Annotated in this window: 19 protein-coding genes and 1 pseudogene; 7 read left to right on the top strand and 13 right to left on the bottom strand. The window is 63.2% G+C overall.

The genetic code is table 11. The features are described 5' to 3' along the window. Nucleotides 1-272: 272 nt before the first annotated feature. From ABFX50_RS45700 to ABFX50_RS45685, 4 genes are all read right to left on the bottom strand, one after another. Nucleotides 273-770, bottom strand: coding sequence for a helix-turn-helix domain-containing protein (locus ABFX50_RS45700; protein ID WP_346156288.1), 498 nt, complete (start codon nucleotides 768-770; stop codon nucleotides 273-275). Nucleotides 771-888: 118 nt separating this feature from the next. After that, nucleotides 889-1,485, bottom strand: coding sequence for a hypothetical protein (locus tag ABFX50_RS45695; RefSeq protein ID WP_346156285.1), 597 nt, complete (start codon nucleotides 1,483-1,485; stop codon nucleotides 889-891). Nucleotides 1,486-1,542: 57 nt separating this feature from the next. Continuing rightward, a complete protein-coding gene (locus ABFX50_RS45690) occupies nucleotides 1,543-1,806 on the bottom strand; it encodes a hypothetical protein (RefSeq protein ID WP_346156282.1) in 264 nt (87 codons plus the stop codon). 90 nt (nucleotides 1,807-1,896) lie between these two features. Continuing rightward, nucleotides 1,897-2,244: a YbaB/EbfC family nucleoid-associated protein gene (locus ABFX50_RS45685; RefSeq protein WP_346156279.1), complete on the bottom strand. Its 348-nt coding sequence runs from the start codon at nucleotides 2,242-2,244 to the stop codon at nucleotides 1,897-1,899. 249 nt (nucleotides 2,245-2,493) lie between these two features. Between ABFX50_RS45685 and ABFX50_RS45680 the strand changes: the two genes are divergently transcribed. Then, on the top strand, nucleotides 2,494-3,024 hold the full coding sequence (locus tag ABFX50_RS45680) for a transposase family protein (protein ID WP_346156276.1): 531 nt from the start codon (nucleotides 2,494-2,496) through the stop codon (nucleotides 3,022-3,024). A gap of 169 nt (nucleotides 3,025-3,193) precedes the next feature. Here the strand turns inward: ABFX50_RS45680 and ABFX50_RS45675 are convergent, their stop codons facing one another. The 3 genes from ABFX50_RS45675 to ABFX50_RS45665 are packed head-to-tail and all read right to left on the bottom strand — an operon-like array spanning nucleotide 3,194 to nucleotide 5,639. After that, nucleotides 3,194-4,342, bottom strand: coding sequence for a transglycosylase SLT domain-containing protein (locus ABFX50_RS45675; protein ID WP_346156273.1), 1,149 nt, complete (start codon nucleotides 4,340-4,342; stop codon nucleotides 3,194-3,196). After that, complete coding sequence (locus tag ABFX50_RS45670) at nucleotides 4,339-4,629, bottom strand: hypothetical protein (protein WP_346156271.1); 291 nt, start codon at nucleotides 4,627-4,629, stop codon at nucleotides 4,339-4,341. The genes ABFX50_RS45675 and ABFX50_RS45670 overlap by 4 nt, the downstream gene beginning before the upstream one ends. An 11-nt stretch (nucleotides 4,630-4,640) precedes the next feature. Then, nucleotides 4,641-5,639: a winged helix-turn-helix domain-containing protein gene (locus ABFX50_RS45665; RefSeq protein WP_346156269.1), complete on the bottom strand. Its 999-nt coding sequence runs from the start codon at nucleotides 5,637-5,639 to the stop codon at nucleotides 4,641-4,643. A gap of 280 nt (nucleotides 5,640-5,919) precedes the next feature. On the opposite strand from ABFX50_RS45665, the pseudogene ABFX50_RS45660 reads away from it, so the two are divergent. After that, a pseudogene (locus ABFX50_RS45660) lies at nucleotides 5,920-6,718 on the top strand (IS5 family transposase). 429 nt (nucleotides 6,719-7,147) lie between these two features. Here the strand turns inward: ABFX50_RS45660 and ABFX50_RS45655 are convergent. Then, the gene (locus ABFX50_RS45655; RefSeq protein WP_346156267.1) at nucleotides 7,148-8,740 is read right to left on the bottom strand and encodes a PucR family transcriptional regulator; all 1,593 of its coding nucleotides are present in this window, start codon (nucleotides 8,738-8,740) and stop codon (nucleotides 7,148-7,150) included. A gap of 156 nt (nucleotides 8,741-8,896) precedes the next feature. Here ABFX50_RS45655 and ABFX50_RS45650 point away from each other — a divergent pair, with 156 nt between their 5' ends. The 4 genes from ABFX50_RS45650 to ABFX50_RS45635 all read left to right on the top strand — a co-directional run bounded on the left by ABFX50_RS45650 (nucleotide 8,897) and on the right by ABFX50_RS45635 (nucleotide 13,576). After that, on the top strand, nucleotides 8,897-10,357 hold the full coding sequence (locus ABFX50_RS45650; protein WP_346156263.1) for a purine-cytosine permease family protein: 1,461 nt from the start codon (nucleotides 8,897-8,899) through the stop codon (nucleotides 10,355-10,357). A 211-nt stretch (nucleotides 10,358-10,568) separates the two neighbouring features. Then, a complete protein-coding gene (locus tag ABFX50_RS45645; RefSeq protein ID WP_346156261.1) occupies nucleotides 10,569-11,507 on the top strand; it encodes a polysaccharide deacetylase family protein in 939 nt (312 codons plus the stop codon). Between the two features lie 47 nt (nucleotides 11,508-11,554). Beyond that, nucleotides 11,555-12,547 (top strand): agmatinase, encoded by a 993-nt coding sequence (speB, locus tag ABFX50_RS45640; protein ID WP_346156259.1) that lies wholly within the window; start codon nucleotides 11,555-11,557, stop codon nucleotides 12,545-12,547. 306 nt (nucleotides 12,548-12,853) lie between these two features. Next, on the top strand, nucleotides 12,854-13,576 hold the full coding sequence (locus ABFX50_RS45635) for a mycothiol-dependent nitroreductase Rv2466c family protein (protein ID WP_346156257.1): 723 nt from the start codon (nucleotides 12,854-12,856) through the stop codon (nucleotides 13,574-13,576). 113 nt (nucleotides 13,577-13,689) lie between these two features. On the opposite strand, the gene eccB is transcribed toward ABFX50_RS45635, so the two are convergent. Further along, nucleotides 13,690-15,102: a type VII secretion protein EccB gene (gene eccB, locus ABFX50_RS45630; protein ID WP_346156255.1), complete on the bottom strand. Its 1,413-nt coding sequence runs from the start codon at nucleotides 15,100-15,102 to the stop codon at nucleotides 13,690-13,692. Between the two features lie 491 nt (nucleotides 15,103-15,593). Further along, nucleotides 15,594-16,985, bottom strand: coding sequence for a type VII secretion integral membrane protein EccD (gene eccD, locus ABFX50_RS45625; RefSeq protein ID WP_346156252.1), 1,392 nt, complete (start codon nucleotides 16,983-16,985; stop codon nucleotides 15,594-15,596). A 211-nt stretch (nucleotides 16,986-17,196) separates the two neighbouring features. On the opposite strand from eccD, the gene eccCa reads away from it, so the two are divergent. After that, nucleotides 17,197-21,123 carry a type VII secretion protein EccCa gene (eccCa, locus tag ABFX50_RS45620; RefSeq protein ID WP_346156251.1) on the top strand — a complete coding sequence of 1,309 codons (3,927 nt, stop codon included), beginning with the start codon at nucleotides 17,197-17,199 and terminating at the stop codon, nucleotides 21,121-21,123. Here the strand turns inward: eccCa and ABFX50_RS45615 are convergent. The 3 genes from ABFX50_RS45615 to ABFX50_RS45605 are packed head-to-tail and all read right to left on the bottom strand — an operon-like array spanning nucleotide 21,096 to nucleotide 22,608. Continuing rightward, nucleotides 21,096-21,539: a hypothetical protein gene (locus tag ABFX50_RS45615; RefSeq protein WP_346156250.1), complete on the bottom strand. Its 444-nt coding sequence runs from the start codon at nucleotides 21,537-21,539 to the stop codon at nucleotides 21,096-21,098. The genes eccCa and ABFX50_RS45615 overlap by 28 nt on opposite strands. Beyond that, nucleotides 21,539-22,240 carry a hypothetical protein gene (locus ABFX50_RS45610; protein ID WP_346156247.1) on the bottom strand — a complete coding sequence of 234 codons (702 nt, stop codon included), beginning with the start codon at nucleotides 22,238-22,240 and terminating at the stop codon, nucleotides 21,539-21,541. Before ABFX50_RS45610 ends, ABFX50_RS45615 begins: the two co-directional genes overlap by 1 nt. Beyond that, nucleotides 22,240-22,608: a hypothetical protein gene (locus tag ABFX50_RS45605; protein ID WP_346156244.1), complete on the bottom strand. Its 369-nt coding sequence runs from the start codon at nucleotides 22,606-22,608 to the stop codon at nucleotides 22,240-22,242. Before ABFX50_RS45605 ends, ABFX50_RS45610 begins: the two co-directional genes overlap by 1 nt.

Here is a 22,608-nt window from a genome sequence, read left to right as displayed (position 1 = left end):
GTATCGCCGAGGTGCACAGCCGCTCGCGTGGCATCTACGGCGCGGACCGCCGAGTTGCTGGTGGGCGGCATCGAGCAGGCGGGCGTAGTCGGCCTCGCGAAAGCCCTTCGGCTCGCCGCGGCGAGCGCGCTAGAGGAGCATGCGGTAGATCAGGCGGGTACGCTGCCCTGGCTTGAGGCAGATCAGCCCGGCTAAGGGTCCGGAGCCTTTGCCGGTGACGGTGACGACCGGGGTGCGCCCCCGGCGGGACCAGGTGCGGGCCTTGGGCGGCCTCAGCGACTGGCCTGCCTCGTCTTCGAAGCAGATCCATGCGTCCTGGTGCCGGGCGGTCTTTCCACGGTTGGCCAGGTCTCCTTGATCCAGGTGGCGACGGCGTCCTCATCGCGCTCGGCGGCGCGGCGCTGTGGCATCTGCGGGCTCCAGCCGAGCCGGTGTAGCAGGTAGGAGGTGCCGCGCAGGGTGTAGGACACCCGAAACAACTGCTCGATCAGCGCGGTCACCCGGGCCAGCGTCCAGCGCTGGTCCTCGGCCCACCCATGGGCGGCCGGCCCGGCGTCCAACGCGTGTGCCTGCCAGCTCGATACCAGACATAAGAAGACTTCCGCGACACTCTCAGCCGCTTGGCCACCTGCGCCGGTGCCACGCCGGCAGCGAATAACTCCCTGCAGGCGCACCTGCTCGCGCTTGGCCCGGGCGGCCGAGGGCAGGCCACCACCATCCGGATACCGCATCCCACCGGCATACTCACCGACCAGCAGAAAGGCACGCAACCACGCCGAGGCACCTAAACCTTTCAACCTCTGTACTCGGTTTCACAACATGAGAACGCTTCGGCCCTGCCTGCTGGGCGCACGAAAAGGGCCCAATGAAGCAGCACATAATGCGAACCTAGTCCAGCTGGAGATTCTTCCGCAGCTGATGGATCTGCACCGCTATCTGCTTGACCGACTCCTGTACTGCGCGCATTTGATCGGCATACAGGTTCAGCAGCTCCTTCGCGTCGGCTGTCTGTTTAGCCAACCTATCGCGAGCAATGTCAATGGTCGCCTTATTCTGTTGCTGCACTTCTTCCGCGCTATCTGCGAAGGGCAGCCATGTCCACCAAACAGCTCGGTCTAAAAAGTCGTGTAGGGCATCCAGTTCGCGAATGGCATTAGTCTTGTAAGTCGATATAGTGCTGGCCGTCAGGGTAAGGATAGTGGCGAACTTCTGGGCGGTATCCGCTGCCGCCGCACTCTGCACAAGCACATGGTTATTCCAGAAATCGCCAAATGCGGCGATGGATTCACTCTGGCTAGTGTCAAGTAGCTCTTTGACCGCAGCAGCTGGACCGCTCTGCACCGACGCGCAGATGTCACTGAATTCCAGCCACTTCTCTGCGGAATGACCAAACATACATTCGTTCGCGTTCGGGAACAGGAAATCTACGTCTACGGTCGTTCCGAACAACTCTTCGGGTAGTTTGATTGGCGCGTCGCCTGTCACGATACCCAACAACCTTCCTTATGTGGACTGAGAGTCGTCTCGATATCGCCCACTGGGCTATTTCTGATGCGGCAAGACTTGGAAGATGTTTGTGCTGATTTCACTTTCGCCACGCTCGACCGCTTCGATTATCTTGCGCAACCCTTGGGCGGTATCGATCTTTAGGTTACGAATCTCGGAGTGGATGCGATTACTGTAAAAAAACACTTCACCGAAAACCCCGGCTATCTCCTCAATAAAGTCGTGATCGTGGCGCCATGTATTAAATACTTGTACGTCTTTTAGCATGGCCGTTATGTGTGAGTGGGTAGCCTCCTTCACGAATATTCCGTCGATGCTCCCGCGGGAGTCCTGGTGTTCAATTGCAGTGGCGGCTCTTTCGAGTGCATCTCTATTTATCTTCATTCTATATCAGTCTCGCACTCTAGATTGGATCCGATCAAGAACACTGCGAAAATATTCCATCTGATTGATGTGATCCACATGTATTTGCTCGATCTGCCTCTGCAGATCGTTGGCCGAGGCTCTCGCTTTTCCGGCAATCAGCTTCAGCAACTCCCGGTGAGCTGCCTGCATCGCATGGCAGACGTGTTTGGCGAGCAGGGGAGCCGGGAGGCGCATCACTCGCGGATCGAAGGCGACGGCGTCCGCGCCACCGCTGATACTGACCGTGACCCGGACCATGCCATCTGCTGCCTGGCCATGTGCCACTACGCCGCCATAGGGATCAGATGATGGGGTTAGATCGACCTCGTGCATACCCACAACTTTTCATACTATGTCGCAGCCGCAGAACACTTCAGAAAATTGCGAAGTAGGAACGCTTTGCTCCTTTGATCTTCAGCACGGCGTACCTTCAGAGGCAGGGCCGTTGCGTTCTCGGTTGATGGACGTTCGCTGGCTCGATGAGGGCAGGTGTTGAGGGCACCCCGGGGTGCACATGACAAACGCGACCCCTGATGATCGTCGGTGTCTAGCCAGTCGATCAAGAACAGGGGCCGCGTTCGCGTGCCATCATCCCCGATCGACGTGCTCTCGCGCCACTTGGAGCACGTCACCGTCGCCGACCTGCCCACCGAGCCACTCGATCTGCCCACGCTCGCCGAACTCCTGGACACCATCCCGGATCCGCGCAGCCGCCGGGGACGCCGCTACCGGCTCGGCCCCCTGCTGGCGTTATCCCTGCTCGCCGTCCTCGGCGGCGCGACCTCTCTGGCCAAGATCACCCGATTCATCGCCGGGTACGACCCCGACCTGCGCGCCCGCGCCGGCCTGCCCGGCAACGCGCCCCCACACCGGACTCCGCTCACCGGCCTGGCCGTGGACGGTAAGACCCTGCGCGGCAGCCGCACCCAGGATGGCACCGTCCACCTGCTGGCCGCCACCCGCCACGACACCCAGATCGTCGTGGCCCAACGGCAAGTCGAGGCCAAGAGTAACGAGATCCCCACGTTCACACCCCTGCTGTCCGGGCTCGACCTGACCAGCGTCGTGGTCACCGCCGACGCCCTGCACACCCAGCAAGAACACCCAGGGTGAGCGGCAGCTCCTCCAGAAGGTCGTCCAGCCGGACCAGACCTTGCTGGACGGTCTGGCCGCTGGTCATCTCGGCAATGTAGCGCCCGTCCGGCAGGACAGCGTCATGTGTCACCATGAGGTCGTCGTCCGTGGTGCGCTGGACGTCAAGCTCCGCCCAGTCGAGCCTCGCCTAGTACGGCTGGTATCCGCCGCCACGCTCCAGAGAGGCGATGCCGGGGTGATGGGTCAGGTCGCCGTAACGTTTGTAGGTGTAGAGGATGCCCGCGATGATGTTGTCGACCGGCTCGAGGATCTGCTTGTAGCCCGGAAGGCTATGGGTGTCGAAGGTCGGCGGGATCGTCTGCATGAGCCCCTGCGACGGCACGCCGTTCTGGGCGTTGATATCCCAGTTGTTGATCGCGCTCGGGTTGCCGCCGGACTCGTGATGGATGATCGTCCAGATCCGCTCGATGTCCTTGGGATCGTTGAGATCGAGATCGCTCACGTCGATACCGCGCGCACGCATGACCCCGGCCATCTCGGGCGACCTGATGACCTTGAGCGCCTCCTTGATCCACTCGACCACCTGGGCGCGCGGGGCCGGCACGTCACCGGCCGAGGAAACACCGCCACCGCCGTAACCAACCCCGCCTCCACCGCCGCCCGAGCTAGCGGAGGTCGTTCCCGCCAGTTCCGTCGACCTGCTGCGATCGGTACGCACGTCTTGAGGTGTTGGCGTCCAATCGAGCGAGCGACTCTCGGCTGGCACGAAGGACTGACCACTGGGGCCTTGAAGGCCAGCAAATGTCTTCTCCAGCGCGTCAAGCGACCCGTTGATACCGATGGCGGCATTGGCGAGAGCGCTATTGGCGGTGTCGGCCTCTTCCCGCAGCGCGCTGATCGCCTCGCCAGCGACCGGCTGGACGCTTTGGAGAATCTGCTCGGGAGTGGCCTGCGGATTCTTGGCCCTAAGGTCGCCTACCGCGGCGGCATATCCCCTGCAGATCTCATACGCTCGATCTTTGGCGTGGCGCAACGCCTCGGCCGCATTCTCGAGCTGAACCGCGCACAAGCCCACGGAATGCTCCAGCGCGTCACCGCGACGTGCGACATCACCCATGTAGTTCACAAATGCGTCAGCGCTCGCACCTTGCCAGGCGAAATCCACCTCCCGGACAGCGATTTTGACGGTATTGATGTACTGCCTTCCGCTCTCTGCTGCGGTCTGCCATGAAGCCGCAGCAGCAGCAACGGCATCAGCGTCGCCAATGAGCTTGGCCGCCTCGTCGGCGACCGCCGCTCCGCCCGGCACTTCCCGCACCTCCTCTATTGCGCTCATCGCTCGACCGCTGAATCGTCGGCCGCAGTGAAGGTGGCTTCGACGGCTTCGAGTGCCGTCTCTCCCTCTGCCAGAGTCCTGCTCAGTCTGCCCGAGGTGTTGCTGACCACTTCCATCACCCTCTCGACGGCTGCGGACATCACCCTTGCAGAATCGAGTTGGCCATAAGGCACCTCGCCTCCACTCACGCCTTTGACCACATCCACCAGCCCAGCGAACGCACTTGACGCGTTCTTCATCGCTGCGCAACATCCATCTAATGCGTCGCGATGAAATTCAAGAACCATCGCACGCTCCCCTAATGCCGAAATAGTTCTATGAGGTTTTCCGCCCGATTCGTGCGGGCGATCCACATCTCGCGTCCTCGGCGCTCCTTTTTGATCAGCCGCGCCGAGTAGAGCTTGTCACAGTGGTAGGTGATGCCGCTCGCCGCAATTTTCATCTGCGACGCAAGCATGCTCATCGTCATCGGCTGTTCGAGCGATGAGAGTAGCTGCGCTCTGATGGGCCCCATCAGGCTTGAGAGCTCGTCGGTCGCCGGTGCTGCAGGACGGCGCCACAGCGACTCAGCTCCTCGCACGGGATAGGCAAGCCATACCGCTTCATGATGGTCCAGATTGACGATTACGGCGTCCCTACCCGCAAGCATTGGCACAAGGATCAGCCGACGGTTACCCAAATCGTAAACGCTGGGCTCGATGTCGGCGATCTGCAGGCCGTGCTCGCCGTACTGGATACGCTCGCTGAGAGAGCCCAGCAGCAATTCCAGGCCACCGCGAACCGAAGCAATGCCCACGCGCTCGATCTCCTTATCCAGGAGTGGTCGGGCATGATGCCAAAGAGGGCTAGTCGCGTTCCATACATCAGACAAAGCAGTGGCGTACCCGCGCAGCCAGCACGCGGGTTTACTGGCGGCTAGCCGCCAGTGCTCAGGCAGAGAAGCCGGGCCGAAGGCTTGCTCAAGATCTTTAATTAGCGAATCAGGCGAAATATCACAGAGCAGGTCGACTTGGGCCTGTACAGAGACGTCATCCGTAGGTGTGATAGGCATCACACTGTCAGGGACGACAGAGTAGCCGCGCGCCGCAAGCGGCTGAACCGCTGCATGGCCGGGCGAGCTGACCCGCGACTGAATCGCTCGCCGCCATAGCTCGGGCAGGCCTCGCCTACGGCCTGCCAGAGCGTCGGCGATCATGGCGAGCGCGGTCAGGTTCGGCGAGATGGAGATATCAATGCGTGGTGTGGAAGTGAAGCGAAGCTCGCTCCACACATTCGTTGTAAGTACCGGGACCCCCACGAGTCGACTCTAGTCACAGTTGGAACTATGTGCAGGATGCTTCAAATAAGGTTGAAATGTCCGGAATGGACTGCGGCGGGTTCGTTCGTGAGCACCAGTGCGGCATGGCGGTCCGGGGTGCCAGCGGCAGCGGCTGGGGGCGATCATGGGCTTCTCCACCGCGGCGGTCAGACCGTGCCGTAGATGCCACCGGTCGGCGTCTCTGTGTCACATTCGCGCCCTGGCGGACGGCTTCGGCTTTAGACCGTGTATTGATCGGTGATCATTCGTTGGATCGATCATGGAAGCGTTCCTAGATCAGCTGGTTCCTGACGAGTTGTGGGAGCTGTTTGAGCGCGTGATGCCGCCCCCGAAGCGGCCGCAGGGTGGTGGCCGCCGGCGAGCCGGTGATCGCTTGATCCTGGCCGCCATCGTGTTCGTGGCCACTACAGGCTGCACGTGGCGGCAGCTGCCACCGGGCTTCGGCGCTTCCTGGCAGACGGTGCTTCGCCGCTTCGCTGACTGGAGCGCCGCCCGGGTGTGGGCCAAGCTGTAGCGGGTCATCCTGGATGAGCTCGGTTCCCGCGGTGAGCTGGACTGGTCGCGGTGTGTGATCGACTCGGTCAGTGTCCGGGCGGCCGAAGGGGGACCTGACGGGTTCGAATCGGCTCGATCGTGGCAAGAAGGGCTCGAAGATCCACGTGATCACCGAACGGACCGGCCTGCCGATCTCTGTGGCGATCAGCGCAGCCAACACGCACGACAGCCTGGCGTTGGAGCCGCTGGCGCGCGGCGTTCCGCCGATCCGCTCCAGGCGCGGGCCAAGGCGTCGCCGGCCTGGCAAGCTCCATGGTGACAAGGGCTACTACCCCCATCTGCGAGCCTTCCTGGGTGGCCGCGGCATCGTTCCACCTATCGCCCGCCGGGGGATCGAATCCAGCAGCCGCCTGGGTCGACACCGCTGGATGGTCGAGCGGACCGTCTCCTGGCTGGCCGGTTGCCGCCGTCTGCACCGCCGCTATGAACGCCGAGCCGACCACTTTGGTTCCTTCGCCGCCATCGCCGCGGCCCTTATCTGCTATCGCCGACTCACCAAATGAGACGGCGTCTTAAGCCCTGCACTGCTGCCGGTCAGAGCGATTGACCTCGACCACCTTGACCTTCGGCTGCTCAGGTGGCGAGTCAGGCCGGCACCGTAGGAGCTGGCACCTCCGACCCCCACCGCATGCAGTCGGCCGAAGGAACGCATCCACTCCAGCAGGTCCGCGTATCCCGCTCTGGTCGCAGGGAACTCGCGATCGGCGACCCGACGCCCGTTTATCAACACCACCGCGGCGTGATGAGCGTCGGCATGGTGTCGACCCCGCCCACAATTCGACGCCTTGGGCTTCTTGAACTCGGGCATGCTGTTGCTCTGGGTCGACAACGCAGCTACCAGGGGCTTCTCTACTTACAGATCAAGTTTGGGTGCCTGCAATTAGCCTGTGACCTGGCATTTCAGGATGGAAATGGCTCGGTGAGGACGCCTGCTATGCGGGTTTCTCGACGGGACCGTGTTCTGAATTCACTTCCTTCTGATTAGCGGAAACTCCTACACTTCTGGATACCGGATCGTTGCCCAGCAGATGCCGCGCACGGAGCGCTACGAGGAGATCGGCCCGTGTGCAAGGTTCCGCGAGGTCGGCATCGAGTAGTTGGGCAATGCGTTGTAGCCGTTGATAGAGCGTCTGTCGCCGCAAATGGAGTCGGCGTGCCGCCTCAGTCTTGCCCTCCGCGGATGTCAGTACCACATCCAGAGTGTCAATCAGCCGGGTGCCGTGCTGATCGTCAGAGTCGATGAGCGGTCCGAGTTTCTCGTGGACATACCGGGCCAGTCCGTCCACGCCGTAGGCTCGCAACAGCGCCCGCTCCACGCCGAGTTTGGCAGCTTCGGCGACATGAGTGCGTGGCGCCACCTGGCGCGCGACTCCGAGCACGAGTCGCGCCTCCGCCATGCAGTGGACCAGTTCCTCAACGGTACGGACTGGTGGCCCCACCGCCGCCACGCCCGTGGCCGTCAGGGTGTCGGCGAGTTCGGCAGCTAGCCGGGCTGCCATCTGTCTGGGTGACACCGCCGTCGCGAGAAGCGTGCAGCAGATACCTTCCGCCTCCGCCGTGATTGTCGGTGTGGGCTTGTATCGCCCGCTGTCCCGATGTGTCGTGGCGTATGCCGCCCTGGCCGACCGGTCCAGCGTGGCCAGCGCTTCGGCAGGATCATCGTCGCGCACCAGGGCCACAATGTAGCCCGCCGCGTTCAGCGGCAGCCCCGCGGCGCTCGCTCGTATCCTCAGGCCTTCACGCTCACCTTCGCCGGAGAGAAGCGCAGAGATCAGCCGATAGTGGTTCGCGCTGCGAGACATCGCCCCCCATCCGCCACGCAGCAGTCCGAGGGCCACGATTTCGGCCGCGCGCTCGAGCGCCGCTTGCCCCACCGAGCTGTCATAGTCGGTGAAGCTGGTGAGCAGCCAACCCCAGACAGCTCCGTTGACGACGACCGGCGTCCGAACGGGCAAGTCCTGCTCGGTTTCACTCCCCTCTGGCCCCGAACCAGCGTCGATCAACCTCTCACCAGACGGCCCGTTCAAGGCGATGGGGCGATCGAGGATGGCGCTCAATCGGACGAGCAGCTCACCGACCTTACCTCCGTCCGCGAGCACTTCCGAGAGGGCGCGTGAGACGTGATCTGTCAGGCGTAGCCGATGCACCGTGACGTCGATGATCACGCTGTTCACTGCCTCGATCACCTCGACGAAGGGCACAAGGGCACGGAAGCCGATGATCGGCAGTCCGACGTGCTCGGCCTCGTCAAGCATTTCTGGTGGTGCCGTCATGAAGAAGCGGCGTAGCTCAAGGACGACGCCAGACACGCCGCGGTCGGCCAGCTGCCGAACGTACGCGCGGCGCTCGGTTTCGGTCCGTTCAGCCAGGCCGAGACCAGTGGTCAGGAGCACGTCACCGTCGCGGAGCAGTGAGGCGATCTCGTAGATGTCGCCGGAGTGCAACCAGCGAATTGGCCGGTCCAGGAGGTCACCACCGCACAGAACCACTGGATCGCCCCGCTGAAAAACCGAGTCCCCGATCATGTCCGCCAAACGTATGGCCATGACAGATTGTCCCTCGAGTGAGCCGCATATATGGACAGATCGTCCCTTGTCTAGGTACTAGCCCGGCATGAGACTGGCCCGTACGGAGTGACGTACGTCACTTCCTGCCAATATCCCAGCGTTCTGGGAGCACACATGAACGTCTCAGCAGATCTCTCCTCGCGGGCGACCGACTCCGCACAAGCCGTAGAACATCGCTTGCTCCCCGTACCTGATGAGTCACGGGTCTCCACGGCCGCCCACCAGTTCTGGATCTGGGCAGGCGCAAACCTGGCACCTATCAACTGGGTGCTCGGCGCACTCGGCATTGGGCTGGGTCTCAGCCTGTGGGACACGATCGCCGTGCTTGTCGTCGGCAACCTGGTCGGCATGGCGGGGTTCGGGTTCTTCGTCCTCATGGGCCAACGCACCGGCGTCAGCCAGATGGTGCTCTCGCGCGCGGCATTCGGCCGACGCGGCGCTTACCTCCCGGCTGCACTCCAAGGTCTGGTCGCAATCGGCTGGTGCGCAATCAACACATGGATCATCCTCGATCTCCTCATCGCGCTGTTCGCCATGGTCGGCATCTCGGGCGGCATCGGTCTCAAGATCGGTGTGGCGCTGTTCGTGATGGCGGCTCAGATCTTGATCGCCGCCTACGGCTTCCGCGCGATCGCTGCCTTCGAACGCTGGACGGTTCCGCTTACCCTTGTCGTCGTCCTGGCCATGACGATCATCGCCTGGGGCCAAGCCGGCGTGGACTGGAACTGGGCCGGCGAGCATCTGACGGGAACCGCCCGCCTGTCGGCCATGAGCACCGTCATGACGGCGATCGGCATCGGCTGGGGCATCACCTGGTTCGCCTATGCCTCTGACTACTCTCGCTTCGTACCGCGTCACATGCCTCGACGAAAACTGTTCGCAGCATCGGTATTGGGGCAGTTCATTCCGGTCGTCTGGCTCGGCGTGCTGGGTGCGACGCTGGCCACAGTAAGCCAGAAGGTCGACCCGGGAGAGCTCGTCGTGAACGCCTTCGGTGCGCTGGCCATTCCGCTGATCCTGCTCGTCATTCACGGGCCAATCGCCACAAATATCCTCAACGTCTACTCCTGTTGCCTGTGCGCACAGACCCTCGACTGGAGCATTGACCGCCGCAAGCTCACATACGCGGTAGGTGTGCTCGCCACCGCCTTCACGATTTTCTTGATCTACCAGCACGACTTCGCGAAAACCCTGGACAGCTGGCTCGCGGGAATGGTCACCTGGGTGGCGCCCTGGGGAGCAGTGATGCTCATCCACTACTGGGTCTTCGCCCGCGAACGCATCGACGTGGACGCGTTGTTCGACCCGCCGGGGACGGGCCGCCTTCCCAATATTCGCTGGTCCGCGCTCCTGGCCTTCCTCGTAGGCATCGTCACGACCTGGGCCTTCTCCTATGCCGTTCCAAGCTTCTTGCAGGGGCCGGGTGCCCGCGCCATCGGCAACATCGATCTGTCGTGGCTGGCGGGATCGGTCGTCGCGGGTCTCATTTACTACGTCACTGGTCCTCGGTCAGCGGCCCGCGGGCGCCGTAGCCGATACAGGCCGGACCGGGCACGGTCAACACCCTCCGCATGAAGGAACCCCGGCCCTGACCAACTTGATGAACAACATGGGAGTCGCGGATCTCTCGTACGCAACGCCCGTCCATCGGCTGAAGTCGAGCCGGTGCTGCAACGCCGCCCAAAGATCAGTGCGATGGATTTTCGTCGGCGACGCCGACCAGACTGTAAGGGGTTGTTTTGTTCGCTATCCGAGTCCCCGATCCGGCCGCGTCGGAGTTGCTCCGATGAGCGAGTCGGCACCAGTCACGTCCACAGATACCGCGCCGGGCTCTCCCGTCGCCCACAACGCAACGCGCTCCGCGGACCCGATAGCGTGGCCCGGAAACACGAGCGCGGCCGCCATCCTCAGCTTCGATCTCGACGCCGAGGCCGTGGTGCTCAGCTCCGATGTCACTAATGCGACGCGGCTGTCGGTAATGTCCCATCAGGCATACGGGCCGCTCACCGGCGTACCGAGGATTCTGCGGCTGCTGCAGCGACATGATCTGCGCGCGACCTTCTTCGTGCCGGGGTACACCGCCGAGCGCTATCCGGAGACGATCGCCACGATCGTCGACGCCGGACACGAAATCGCCCACCATGGCTATCTGCACGAAAGGGTCCGCGGCATGTCGGCCTCCGAGGAGGCGGAGATGCTCGATCGAGGCCTCGCCGCACTGTGGCGTGTCGCGGGTCTTCGACCTGCCGGTTACCGAGCACCCATGTGGGAGACCACGTATGCCACTCCAAGCCTGCTCATGGACCGTGCCTTCATGTACGACAGCAGCCTCATGGACTGTGACGTCCCATACATCCTCGCTGAGCACGCCGGTCCGGGCGCGCGTTCGCTGGCCGAGATCCCGGTGCATTGGGCCTTGGACGACTGGGAGCAGTACGCCTACCTTCCCGAGGTGTTCGGATCGGGACTTATCGAGAGCCCGGCCAAGGTACTGGAGATGTGGTCGCTGGAGTTGCAATCGCTCGCAAGCGAGGGTGGTTGCTTCTCGCTGACCAATCATCCCTTCCTCTCCGGCCGACCCGCACGTCTACGCGCCCTCGAACAACTTATCGAGATGATGCGGTCACTGCCCTCCCTATGGATCGCCACAGCAGAAGAGGTTGCCTGTCACATTCGATCCCTCGACCTGCAACCGCGATCCTTCCCTCCAGCGATCATCGAATGAGCGAGAAATCAGACAGCCAAAGAAACGTAATGCAAAACGGATATGACATGACAAACAACGACCTTGGGCACGCCTCGGGGAACGTCGGCATCGTCGGGCCGGTGTCGGGCACAGAGATGCCGCGCTTTGCAGGCAGTTCTACCTTCACCCGTCTTCCTCGCCACGATGAGGTTTCCGACTATTCGATTGCCGTGCTGGGCGCCCCGTTCGACGGTGGGACCTCGTTCCGTCCCGGTGCCCGGTTCGGTCCCTCCGCGGTACGGCAGGCGTCCCGTAACCTCCGGCCTGCCTATCATCCTGATCTCGACGTGGCACCGTACCAACGGCTCCAGGTCGTCGACGCCGGTGACGTTCCTTGCAACCCCTTCTCGATCGACGAGGCGTTGGAGCAGATCGACCGGTATGCCACGGACCTCCTATCACAGCGTCACCGGCTCATCACCATCGGCGGCGACCATACAGTGGCTCTCCCCTTGCTGCGCTCAGTGGCCCGGGTCCACGGTCCGGTCGCACTGGTCCACTTCGATGCCCATCTCGACACCTGGGACACCTACTTCGGCGCGCCCCGCACCCACGGCACGATCTTCCGGAGGGCCTTCGAGGAAGGTCTTCTCATCGAGGACCACTCCATCCATGTGGGAACCCGCGGACCGCTGTACAGCGGCCAGGACCTTGTCGAGGACGCGAGCTTCGGGTTCCAGGTGATCCGTGCCGGCGAGCTCGACCGGCTTGGAATCGAGGGCGTAGTGCATCGGATACGCACGCGGGTCGGCGACGCGCCGATATACCTTTCTGTGGACATCGACGTGCTGGACCCGGCGTTCGCACCGGGCACCGGCACCCCGGAAATGGGCGGTCTGAGCTCCCGCGAGCTTCTTCACATCCTGAGGGGATTGCCCGGTGACTCACTGGTCGCCTCCGACGTGGTCGAGGTGAGCCCGGCTTACGATCACGCGGAGGTGACCTCTCTGGCCGCAGCAACGATCGTCTATGACGTCATCGCCCTCATGGCCGGTGCTGGACCGAATGCGAATCCGTGACGCAGTCCGGGCCCGGCCGGAGTGTCGGCCGGTCATATCGCCGAAAGCCTCTTTCAGGTTGCACCAGTTGCCCCACAGGGCTCCGCGCGATGAGTGTCAGCGATAGTCAGTCGCTTGATGTCGACCGGTCCGCTGGTGTTCCGCCTGTGCCGCTCCAGCGGTGGATAGGTAGCCGACCGGCTCACCGCCATCTGCTATACATCTCCAAGTCCCCCGAAGGCATCCAGGGCTGGAGGCAAGTCGGCATCCTCTGTGCCCGCGCCCAAAGGGCGTCTGACCACTACCTAGGAGAAGCTACTGATAGCCATGGCTGACATCAATTTCTACTTTGACCCGACCTGCCCATTCGCCTGGCTGACAAGTAAATGGGTCCGCATGGTGCAAGTGCAGCGTGACTATTCGGTCGACTGGCGCTTCATCTCGCTGCGGCTGCTGAATGCGCACGTTGACTATGACACCCACTTCCCGCCGGAGTACGAGGCCAGCCATACCGCTGGGTTGCGACTGCTTCGGGTCGCCGCGCGTACCCGCGCCGAACACGGCCGCGAGGCTGTAGGTACGCTCTATGCCGCTTTGGGGGAGCATGCCTTCGAACGCGAGCTCGTTCCGGACGACGCGGCCAGCGTGGGGCGGCGAGGCACCCCGGAGTTCGTCTGTCCGGCTCTCGCCGATGCTGGACTTCCCACCGAGCTGGCCGACGCACTGGACGACTCCGGATGGGACGCCCAACTCAAAGCCGAGACCGACGAGGCGCTCGCCCTGACCGGCAGGGACGTCGGCACCCCCATTCTGCACTTCGAGCCGCCAGACGGATTCGCCTTCTTCGGTCCCGTGATCAGCCGATTGCCCAACGAGCAACAGGCCGCGCAGCTATGGGATCACGTGATCGGGCTGGCGCGGTTCCCTGGATTCGCCGAGCTGAAGCGCAGCCGCCGTGAGCTGCCGCAGCTGCCCGCGTTTGGGGTCGGCTCTGACCAAATCGGCATCCAGCAAGATTGGCATGGCGGCAGTCGCCGCCTCAAGTCGTAGCCGCAACACCCGTGACGGCTATCCCGATCACAAGCAGACCGTCCGTCAGGACGGCGATCTCCATTTCACGAGCGCCGTAGCCGAATCCCACAGCGCTTGGACTCACAGGCCAGCTATTGCATTTGCTCGTTCACTGGCTTCGCCGCCCTCGCCGGATCGAGGACTGGTCCTTCAGGAATGAGTTGCAGCACGTGTGCGGGCACCGGCGTCGCCCGAGCCGCGTCATAGCCCAGCATGGCCAGGGTCTCGCTACTCGGCACCGGATACCGTCGCCCCTCTTCGGTCACGATGTGGTAGGACTGAACGGCGTTGAGTTGCCCGTCTCCTGGCAAGACGCCTGCCACGACGGCCTTGCCAGGAGGCAGGTGGACGAGGCGAGGAGTGTCGGCGCTCTGGACAGGAAGCAATTTGGCTATCATCAATTTCGCTCTGGTGGAGCCCTTGTTGGCGTCCGCGTAGACGGTACACAGAGGTCGTGCCGAATCGTAGGACACCATCTTCGGCATTGACGAGGGCAGGCCGTCTGTCAGCAGGCTCGTACGTGAACGCGGCGCTGCGTTGGCTGTTGCAGCGTCGATGGCGATCTCCTTGACCGCGCCGCCAACATACGCGGCCCTGCTCAGCGGATCACTGAGCAGGAGGGAAGCCTGCGCCTGTGTGATCGGTGACAGCCCGTCTTCCAGCAGCACGTACCAGCGGGGCACGCCTCCAGCGACGGGATCAGCTCTGAAGACCTGCCCCACAGCGGCAGTCCCGCCGCCAGGGCTCCGAACGGGTCGGCCCCGGCTAGGGATTTGCGGCGCGGCCAGATCGGGTCCCTCAGGCAACGCGCTGAGCCAAGCCACGGGCACCGCCCCAGGAACGGTATCGATCAAGCCGCGTGCGATACCCGCCGACACACGCATACGCGTGCCACGCCAGATTGCCCATGTTTGCCCTCCGACGTCCACCAATATCGCGGTGTCCTCAGGAAAGGGGACGGCGTCGACCTGCCGACCTGCCACGAGCGAGACATAAGCCTTGCGCCCCATCGCCTCGTCCCTTTCCTGCACACACACTGACCACGGGCCGCCAGCTAGCTGCCCCGCAGCTGGCAAGGAGTCAGGAGCCCCGGCAATTCCGATCTGCGGGCCACGCTCGTAGGCGTTCAGTGCCTCTCTGGCGACTACCCGTTCAGTGATCTTCGCCGAACCTAGAACAAGTCTCGCCGAGGCATAGTTGGCGACGGGGATCAGTCTGCGCTGAGGTTGGCTGTAGATGTACCTGGCACCGGTTTCTCTCTCAATGATCAGAGTGGCTGGTTCCTTAAGAGCTGCGGTGCCTCCAGGTCTGAGCAAGCCATACACCGCGAAGCCGCCCAGCAGTAGCACAGCGACCATCACGCCAGCCAGGAACCCGATGTTCTGTCGCCTGAGCGGCCACTCTGATTGGTTCGGCTGGGCACGCATTAGCGCCAGCCCAACCCTCTGGACAGTGAGCCGGTACGCCTGATAGAGGTCGCGCTGGCTGTGCACTCCGCCTCCCATTCTCGGGGCCTAGCAGAAACAAGATATCGGGGTATCGCTCGACGACGCGCAAAATTCATGAATGTCCTTTACGGGGCGGCCGTGGAGCCCGGCCAAAGCCTATGAGCCATGCCGCCTTTTGATTCTCACCTCCGTAAAAGGGACTCTTGAAGAGAAGTCGTGATTGGAGCTACCAGGATGGGGGTGATTGGTGGGCGACAGTGAGCAAGCCGTATGAGCGCTGCTGGAGCTCAAGATGGAGCTGCCCGCGCCATACTTACCACCAATGAGTGACTGGGGCAGGTGCGACTGAACCCAGCTACTGCGGAGATGCTCCCGAGCAACGGGATGAGCGGCGACAGTGCCGTGGAAAGGCAGCGGCGTCCTCGCCCTCTGGCAGCTTCAATACATGCACGGAAACATGGGCGGTGAAGGAGGAGTCCTGTGGGAGGTCGCCTTCTATCGCGGCGGCTTGCGCTGGCAGATACACACGTCGACGATGCGCATCGGTTTCAGCTCACCAATCCCCTGATCATCTCGTAGGTGTCGAAGACCGCCAGCGCTAGGGGGATCAGGGAGATCATCAGCAGGATGTCGGTGATGTCGGCGAGCCGACCCCACAAGGGGGAGGGCTTGGCTCTGGTAAGCCCCAACGCCACGCCGCTCACGACAAGCGCAATCACCACCAGCGAAGGGACGACTCCAAAGAGCACTCCTTCACTAGAAATGTTCACCGCCAGGGCGATGGCCAGTAGGTTGAGCCCGAGCAGGCCCGCGGTCAGCAGCCACAGCCGCTGACCTCGACCCTCGAAAACGCGCGCGCGCAGCAGCAATCCGGCGGAGATTGCAAGGCTTGTCACCATCGTCACCGAGGTTCCCTCCGCCACCAGGATGATCTGCGCGCCGATGCCGACCATGGCGACCCCACCAAGCAGCCCTGTGCAGAACCTGTCGGCGACGACTGTCTTATCGATCACCATCTGGCCGTCCAGCTCGCCTACTTCACGCCGCAATTCCTCGGCCGTCGTCGGCAGCGTGGGTAAGGGCAGGCCCGCGAGCCTGAACGACAGCGAGGGGATCACCGTCGTCATGGCTAGGGCAAGCGTCGCCAGTACTGCGGCCACTCCCGCGGCGGACATATCGAAGATCAGCACTATGGCGGTACCGGCCAATCCGCAGAAGGAGGCGGCAGCAATGCCCACAAATGTGGCCAGTGCCTCGGTGACGGCGAATCCGGTTGTCGTGGCGACCATCAGCGTCACCCCAAAGGCTGAAAGCAGGTGGGGCGCGCCGAGTCCAGCCAGTGGCGTAATCGACGCCGGTCCGAGCAGGCCAGCGAGGAAGCCGTACGGCAGGCCCGCGTATCCCAGCACCGCGCCGCCACCAGGGTCACCAACTGCCTTGGACAGCGCCAATGCCACCATCAGCAGAATTAGCGCGATTGCCCCGGCCATCACGGCGACGGGAGGCCAGGGAGGTCCGGCGAACAGGAGTGTGACAACGGCCACACCTAGCCCGCATGCTGTGGTTCCCAGCCCACAGGCCCTGGTAGCAAACGGTGCCCACCGGATGGTGCGTTCACGAACCCCGGTAGCGATCGCGTCCGCCACATCGTCAAAGGCCACCTCGGGCAACTCATACCCGAGCGGCCGCAGGTGAAGGAGCTCTCCGTCATGAACGGCAAGCTCAGCCAATGACTCGTTGAGATCAAAGGGCTTCCCACCCATACGCTGAAGCACCCAGCCACCATGGGCGAGGCCCGCCTCCGCTAGCCCTTCTCCCGCGATCCGCAGCAGCGTTGGCACGATGTCGGCCAGTGGCATGTCCGAAGGTAGCCCGAGATCAAGGGACCGCCGTGGGGTGATGACGGTGACCTTGCACAGGTTGGTTCCGGTGGCGCTCACCCGGATGAGTGTAAAGAACGACCACAGGCCACGCGCGAGCTGAAAGGTTCCAGAAAGTTTGAAATGTCGCTGATCCCGCGCTTCGGCGCGTTTTCATGAGCTCTGTGCGGTATTCGTCAAAGAGGTTCGGTGACCGGCAACGTTGAGCGGCAACACGATAACGGTCCACCGTCCTGAGCGACGCAAAGCGCCCGCACAACCGAGCGGGGAGGTGCTGTTCGAATCACCACCGGAGATTCCCGAAGCCGCCGCAGGGGGTGGCCTGACCCAAGTCTTGACATATCTGCCGATGCTCGCCGGAGCGGGCGCCATGGCGCTGATGTTCACCGGCGGCGGGACCGGCAATCCCCTCATGATGGTCTCCAGTGGATTGTTCGCGGTGTCGATGGTCGGCATGACACTGGGCCAGATGCTGAGGAACTCAGGGGAGCGCAAGAACCGCATCAATGGTCAGCGCCGCGACTACTACCGATATCTGGAGCAGGTCCGGCGTCGTGTCCGCAAAGCGGCTGAGCAGCAGCGCAAGGCGATGATGTGGGATCATCCCGACCCCGCGACGCTTTGGTCGCTAGTGATGACCACGCGATTGTGGGAGCGGCGACCCCGCGACGAAGACTTCGGCTTGCTGCGGATTGCGACCTCTGCGCAGCGCCTGGCGCTGCCTCTCATTCCGCCAGAGAGCCGGCCCGTCGAAGACCTGGACCCCATGTCGGCGGGAGCGCTACGACGCTTTGTGCGCACCCATGCCACGGTGCCTGATCTACCCGTCGCGCTGGCGCTGCATTCCTTCGCCAGGATCATGCTGACAGGGGACCCAGAAGCCACTCGCGGGATGGTCCGCGCGGCACTTGCCCAAGCCGCCGCCTTCCATTCGCCCGAGGACCTGCGAATCTCCGTATGCGTAGGACATGATCGTGCCCACGAATGGGAGGACGTCAAGTGGCTGCCACATGCACTCCACCCCACGGAAGCTGATGGCGCCGGCCCTGTACGATTGATCATGCGAGACCTCGGTGAGCTCGATGACCTGCTGGGTTTCGAGGTGAAGGACAGACCGAGGTTCAGCAAGGGGCTGTCGGCGGACTCATTGCCGTACCACGTAGTAGTCCTCGACGGAGGTGCGATACCGCCGGGCAGTCAGCTCGGTTTCGACGTTATTGAGGGCGTCACGGTGATCGACCTCTGCGGGTCGGCTCCCGCCGGGCCGGCACACCTCACTCTTCACGTTGAGGTAACTGCCCAGGAGGTCATCCGAGTCGCAGAGGACGAACTAGGCAAACAAGTCAGGACCAAGCTCGGCCGCCCCGACCAGATGGGCTTGCCCGCATTCGCCGCGCTGGCCAGGCAGCTTGCGCCACTACGGCCGAGTACGCGGCAGGGCACGGAGGAGGAACGCGACGCGCTGGCACAGGACACGTCGCTGACCGACTTGCTACGCCTCGGCGATGTCCGGCGAATCACGCCGGCCGTCACCTGGCAGCCGCGCCCGATCCGGAACCGACTGCGGGTACCGATCGGCCTCGGCGCCGACGGCAGACCGGTCGAGCTGGATATCAAGGAGGCGGCGCAGGGCGGTATGGGCCCGCACGGTCTGGTCATCGGCGCGACGGGCTCAGGCAAGAGCGAACTGCTGCGTACGCTCGTGCTCGCGCTGGCGATCACTCACTCTCCAGAAACGCTCAACTTCGTCCTTGTGGACTTCAAGGGCGGCGCCACATTCCTCGGTCTCGACGCCCTCCCTCATGTCTCGGCGGTCATCACCAACTTGCAGGACGAGTTGCCGCTAGTGGACCGAATGTATGACGCACTCCATGGCGAATTGGTTCGTCGGCAGGAACTGTTGCGGGCGGCCGGCAATTACGCCTCGCTACGCGACTACGAGCAGGCGCGGGAGCAAGGGTCGCCGTTGCGTCCACTGCCGACGCTATTCCTCGTCCTCGATGAATTCAGCGAACTTCTGTCGGCCAAGCCTGAGTTCATCGAGCTGTTCGTCATGATCGGGCGCCTTGGCCGCTCACTCGGCGTGCACCTACTGCTCGCGTCTCAGCGTCTGGAGGCCGGACGATTGCGCGGCCTGGACACCCATTTGTCCTATCGCATCAGTCTCCGTACGTTCTCGGCGGCCGAGAGCAGGGCTGTCCTGGGCGTTGTTGACGCGTATACGCTTCCGCCCGAACCGGGCAACGCCTACCTGATGTTCGAGACAACCGGCATGACCAGATTCAAGGCTGCTTATGTTTCGGGCACCTACCAGCCTGCTCCCAGGAAGGGCAGAACATCAGCCGTCCGAGAGGGGCACCAGGGTAAAATCGTGTGGTTCGGATCGGAACACGTGCCGCTGCCCCCTCCCCTTGCTGAGCCCACCGAACCCACCGACGCCAGTGAACAACATGGCACCCTCCTCAGCATGGTCGTGCAACGGTTGACGGGACAGGGCCCCGCAGCCCGTCGCATCTGGTTGCCCCCGCTCAAGGAACCGGCCTCCCTCGACCAGCTTCTTCCCCCGATTGAAGTCACACCCATGCACGGTTTGACCGTCTCGGGAACCGACGTCAGCCGACCAGGACGATTGCAAGCCGTTGTAGGAGTCGTGGACAGCCCATTTGACCAGCGCCGAGACCCCTACTGGCTCGACATGTCGGGAGCGGCGGGTCACGCGGCGATCGTCGGATCACCCCAAACGGGCAAGAGCACGCTGCTACGCACGTTGATCGCCTCTCTCGCACTCACCCACACGCCTCGCGAGGTGCAGTTCTATTGCCTGGACTTTGGGGGTGGCACGCTATCAGCGCTGTCTGAACTACCCCATGTGGGAGGGGTAGCCACAAGGCTGGACGCTAACCGTGTACGGCGAACGGTCGCCGAAGTAACGGCTCTCCTGGAGCGGCGGGAACGGTTGTTCGTCGAGCAAGGCATTGACACCATGGCCAGCTACCGCCGGTTGGTCGCCTCCGGTGAGTATGAGGGCGACGGGTGGGGCGACGTCTTTCTCATCGTGGACGGTTGGGCGACCGTGCGGCAGGAGTTCGAGACGTTGGAAGCGACGCTGAGCGACCTGGTCAGCCGGGGGCTGGGCTTCGGTATCCATGTCATCGGCACCGCCAATAAGTGGTCGGAGTTCCGTTCCAATGTCCGGGACATGTTCGGCACCCGCCTCGAGCTGCGGCTTGGCGACGCCTTCGAGTCCGAGATCGACCGCAAGACGGCAGCCAACGTACCCGAGGGCGCGCCAGGGCGAGGGCTTACCCGCGAGTCGCTGCACTTCCTTGCCGCGCTACCACGCGTGGATGGCCGTCACACGGTCGACGACCTCGCCGATGGCGTAGCGGCGTTGGTAGAGGCGGTCGGAGACGCTTGGCACGGGCATCCAGCGCCGCCTGTGCGACAGCTACCTGATCTGCTTCCTGTGCTCAGCCTGCCTGGTCCGCAGGAGAGTGGCCCGCGTGTCCCGATCGGCATCGACGAGGCCGCACTGGCGCCAGTTTGGCTGGACTTCGATGCCGACCCCCACTTCGTTGTATTCGGCGACACCGAGAGCGGCAAGACGAATCTGCTCCGCGTCGTCGCGGAGGGGCTCGTGGCCAGGTATACGCCGAAGCAGGCGCGTATCATCGTCATCGACTACCGGCGTTCGCTGCTCGACACTGCGGATACCGAGCACAGGATCGGCTACGCGGCCTCGGCTACGGCGGCCGCAACGGTGCTCAAGGGCGTTCATGAGGTCATGCAAACTCGGATGCCGCCGCCTGATCTTACTTCCGAGCAGTTGCGTAACAGGAGCTGGTGGGTCGGTCAGGAGCTGTACGTCATCGTGGACGACTACGACCTGGTCGCCACAGCGGCGAACCCTCTTGCCGTACTTGGCGACTTGCTACCTCAAGCCCGTGATATCGGACTCCATCTGATTCTGGCACGCGCCATGGGTGGTGCGGGTCGCAGCTTGATCGACCCGGTCGTACGCAGGCTGAAGGAGATGAACACGCCCGCCGTGATGCTGTCTGGGCCGAGAGAGGAGGGTCAACTCTTCGGCAACGTGCGGCCCCAGCCTCTGCCTCCAGGGCGCGGGCAGTATGTGGACAGGCGGGCGGGTTCGCGGCTCATCCAGACTGCCTACCTGACGCCGCCCGACCCTGGCTGACTGGCGAGGCGCCGCTCAATGCTGGCCAGCTCGGCCAGCGCACTGTCCATGGCTTGCTCGTAGATCTCCTGCGTCGCACGCAGGCGCAGCTCGGCGGTATCACCATGAGCCGAGAGGTCGAGGGCGTCTGCGCCGAGAGCCTGTGACAGCAACGCGGCCGACTTCTTTTGCAGATCGTCCAGTCCTTCAGCGATCAACCACTTGATCACCTCGGCCAGACGACGGGAGCCCCAGCGGAGGGCGCGTGGATCGATATCCAGCCCTGTCACCCCCTCGGCAGTGCACTCCACTCTGACTAGCTTTTCCGAATCCTCGGCGGCGCCCGTCACCGCGAGCATCTGCTGATAGACCTGGTCCAAGCCCTCTGTGGGCTGCTGTGCAAGGGCAATGAGTTTATCGATGGCGGCTTCGTCCATTACGGCTCCTGCGAAGGAAGGGCGGCCGCGTCGTCGTCCTGGATCTGGTGGGCGCGAAGGTCGTCGGCCATGGCGGAAGTAGCGGTTAGCCCTCCCATCACGCCTGCGGCACCACCGATCAGAATAAGTTTCTTCGGGCCTAGTCGGTTAAGGATCTTGGTGAGCAAGGCATTCGTGGTCGTCAGGAACGCCCTTGTTCTGGCTGCGGTCATACCCGCCTGGCGGTCGGCCTGAATGCCGAAATTTGTCGCGGCGACCTCGGCGATCCCTCTGGTGAAGGGATTGATCTGCGGGACCTTGTTCAAGATCGCGAAGCTCAAGACGGTGGAGCCGAACACTAAGACTGTGTACCCGAGCGCCTCAAACACGGTGGCGGTTGCGCGTAGGGTGTCGGCCATGGCCTGCGGCGAGACGGCTTTATCCGCCAGGCCGTCGGCGTGAGAAGTGGCATTTTTCTCAAAAAGGGCCGCGGCGGGGCTGGTCCAGTTGACGTTATCGAGGGTTCCGGCCATCGTGTTCGGATATGTGAGCATCTCCTTACCAAGATCATCCCAAGCTTGTGCTGCCTCGCGCTGGAGCGCGGGCAATGCGGCCAGGAGAGGAAGAAGTAGCGCGGCCTTCTGTGCGCGGCCCATACCCAGCAGGTTGGAACCGAGTCTCGCCTGTGCGGATCCCGTTACGACAGACCAGGGTTGTTCCATCACGTCGCTCCCTCTTGCCTCGTGGCTGGAGAGGCGGGCTTTTCCGGTGACGCGGCAATAGCCTGAGCGTCTCCTTCTACGTAGGTGTTGGCCGTCTCGAAAGCCTTCTTATGCATGTCTGACAATTCTTTCCTGCGGGCCTGTATATATTGCTCCGCAGCCCGTTTGACTTCGTCGTGTGCATCTCCAAGGGATCCGCCGATCACGCCGAAGACGCTGAAGGCGCCATAGGCGGCGGATGAAAGCTCGGCAGCTGCGATGGTCTTGCCAAGTGAGTCGAGAAGCTGCATGGGAGCGTTGGTCAGTTCTCGACCCAGCCGGCGGACCGACTCGACTTCCACTTCCAGCTTTCTTGAGTCATCGCTCAT

This window comes from Nonomuraea recticatena, from assembly GCF_039533245.1.
GTDB lineage: Bacteria > Actinomycetota > Actinomycetes > Streptosporangiales > Streptosporangiaceae > Nonomuraea > Nonomuraea roseola.
This window is presented reverse-complemented; position numbering and strand designations above follow the sequence as displayed.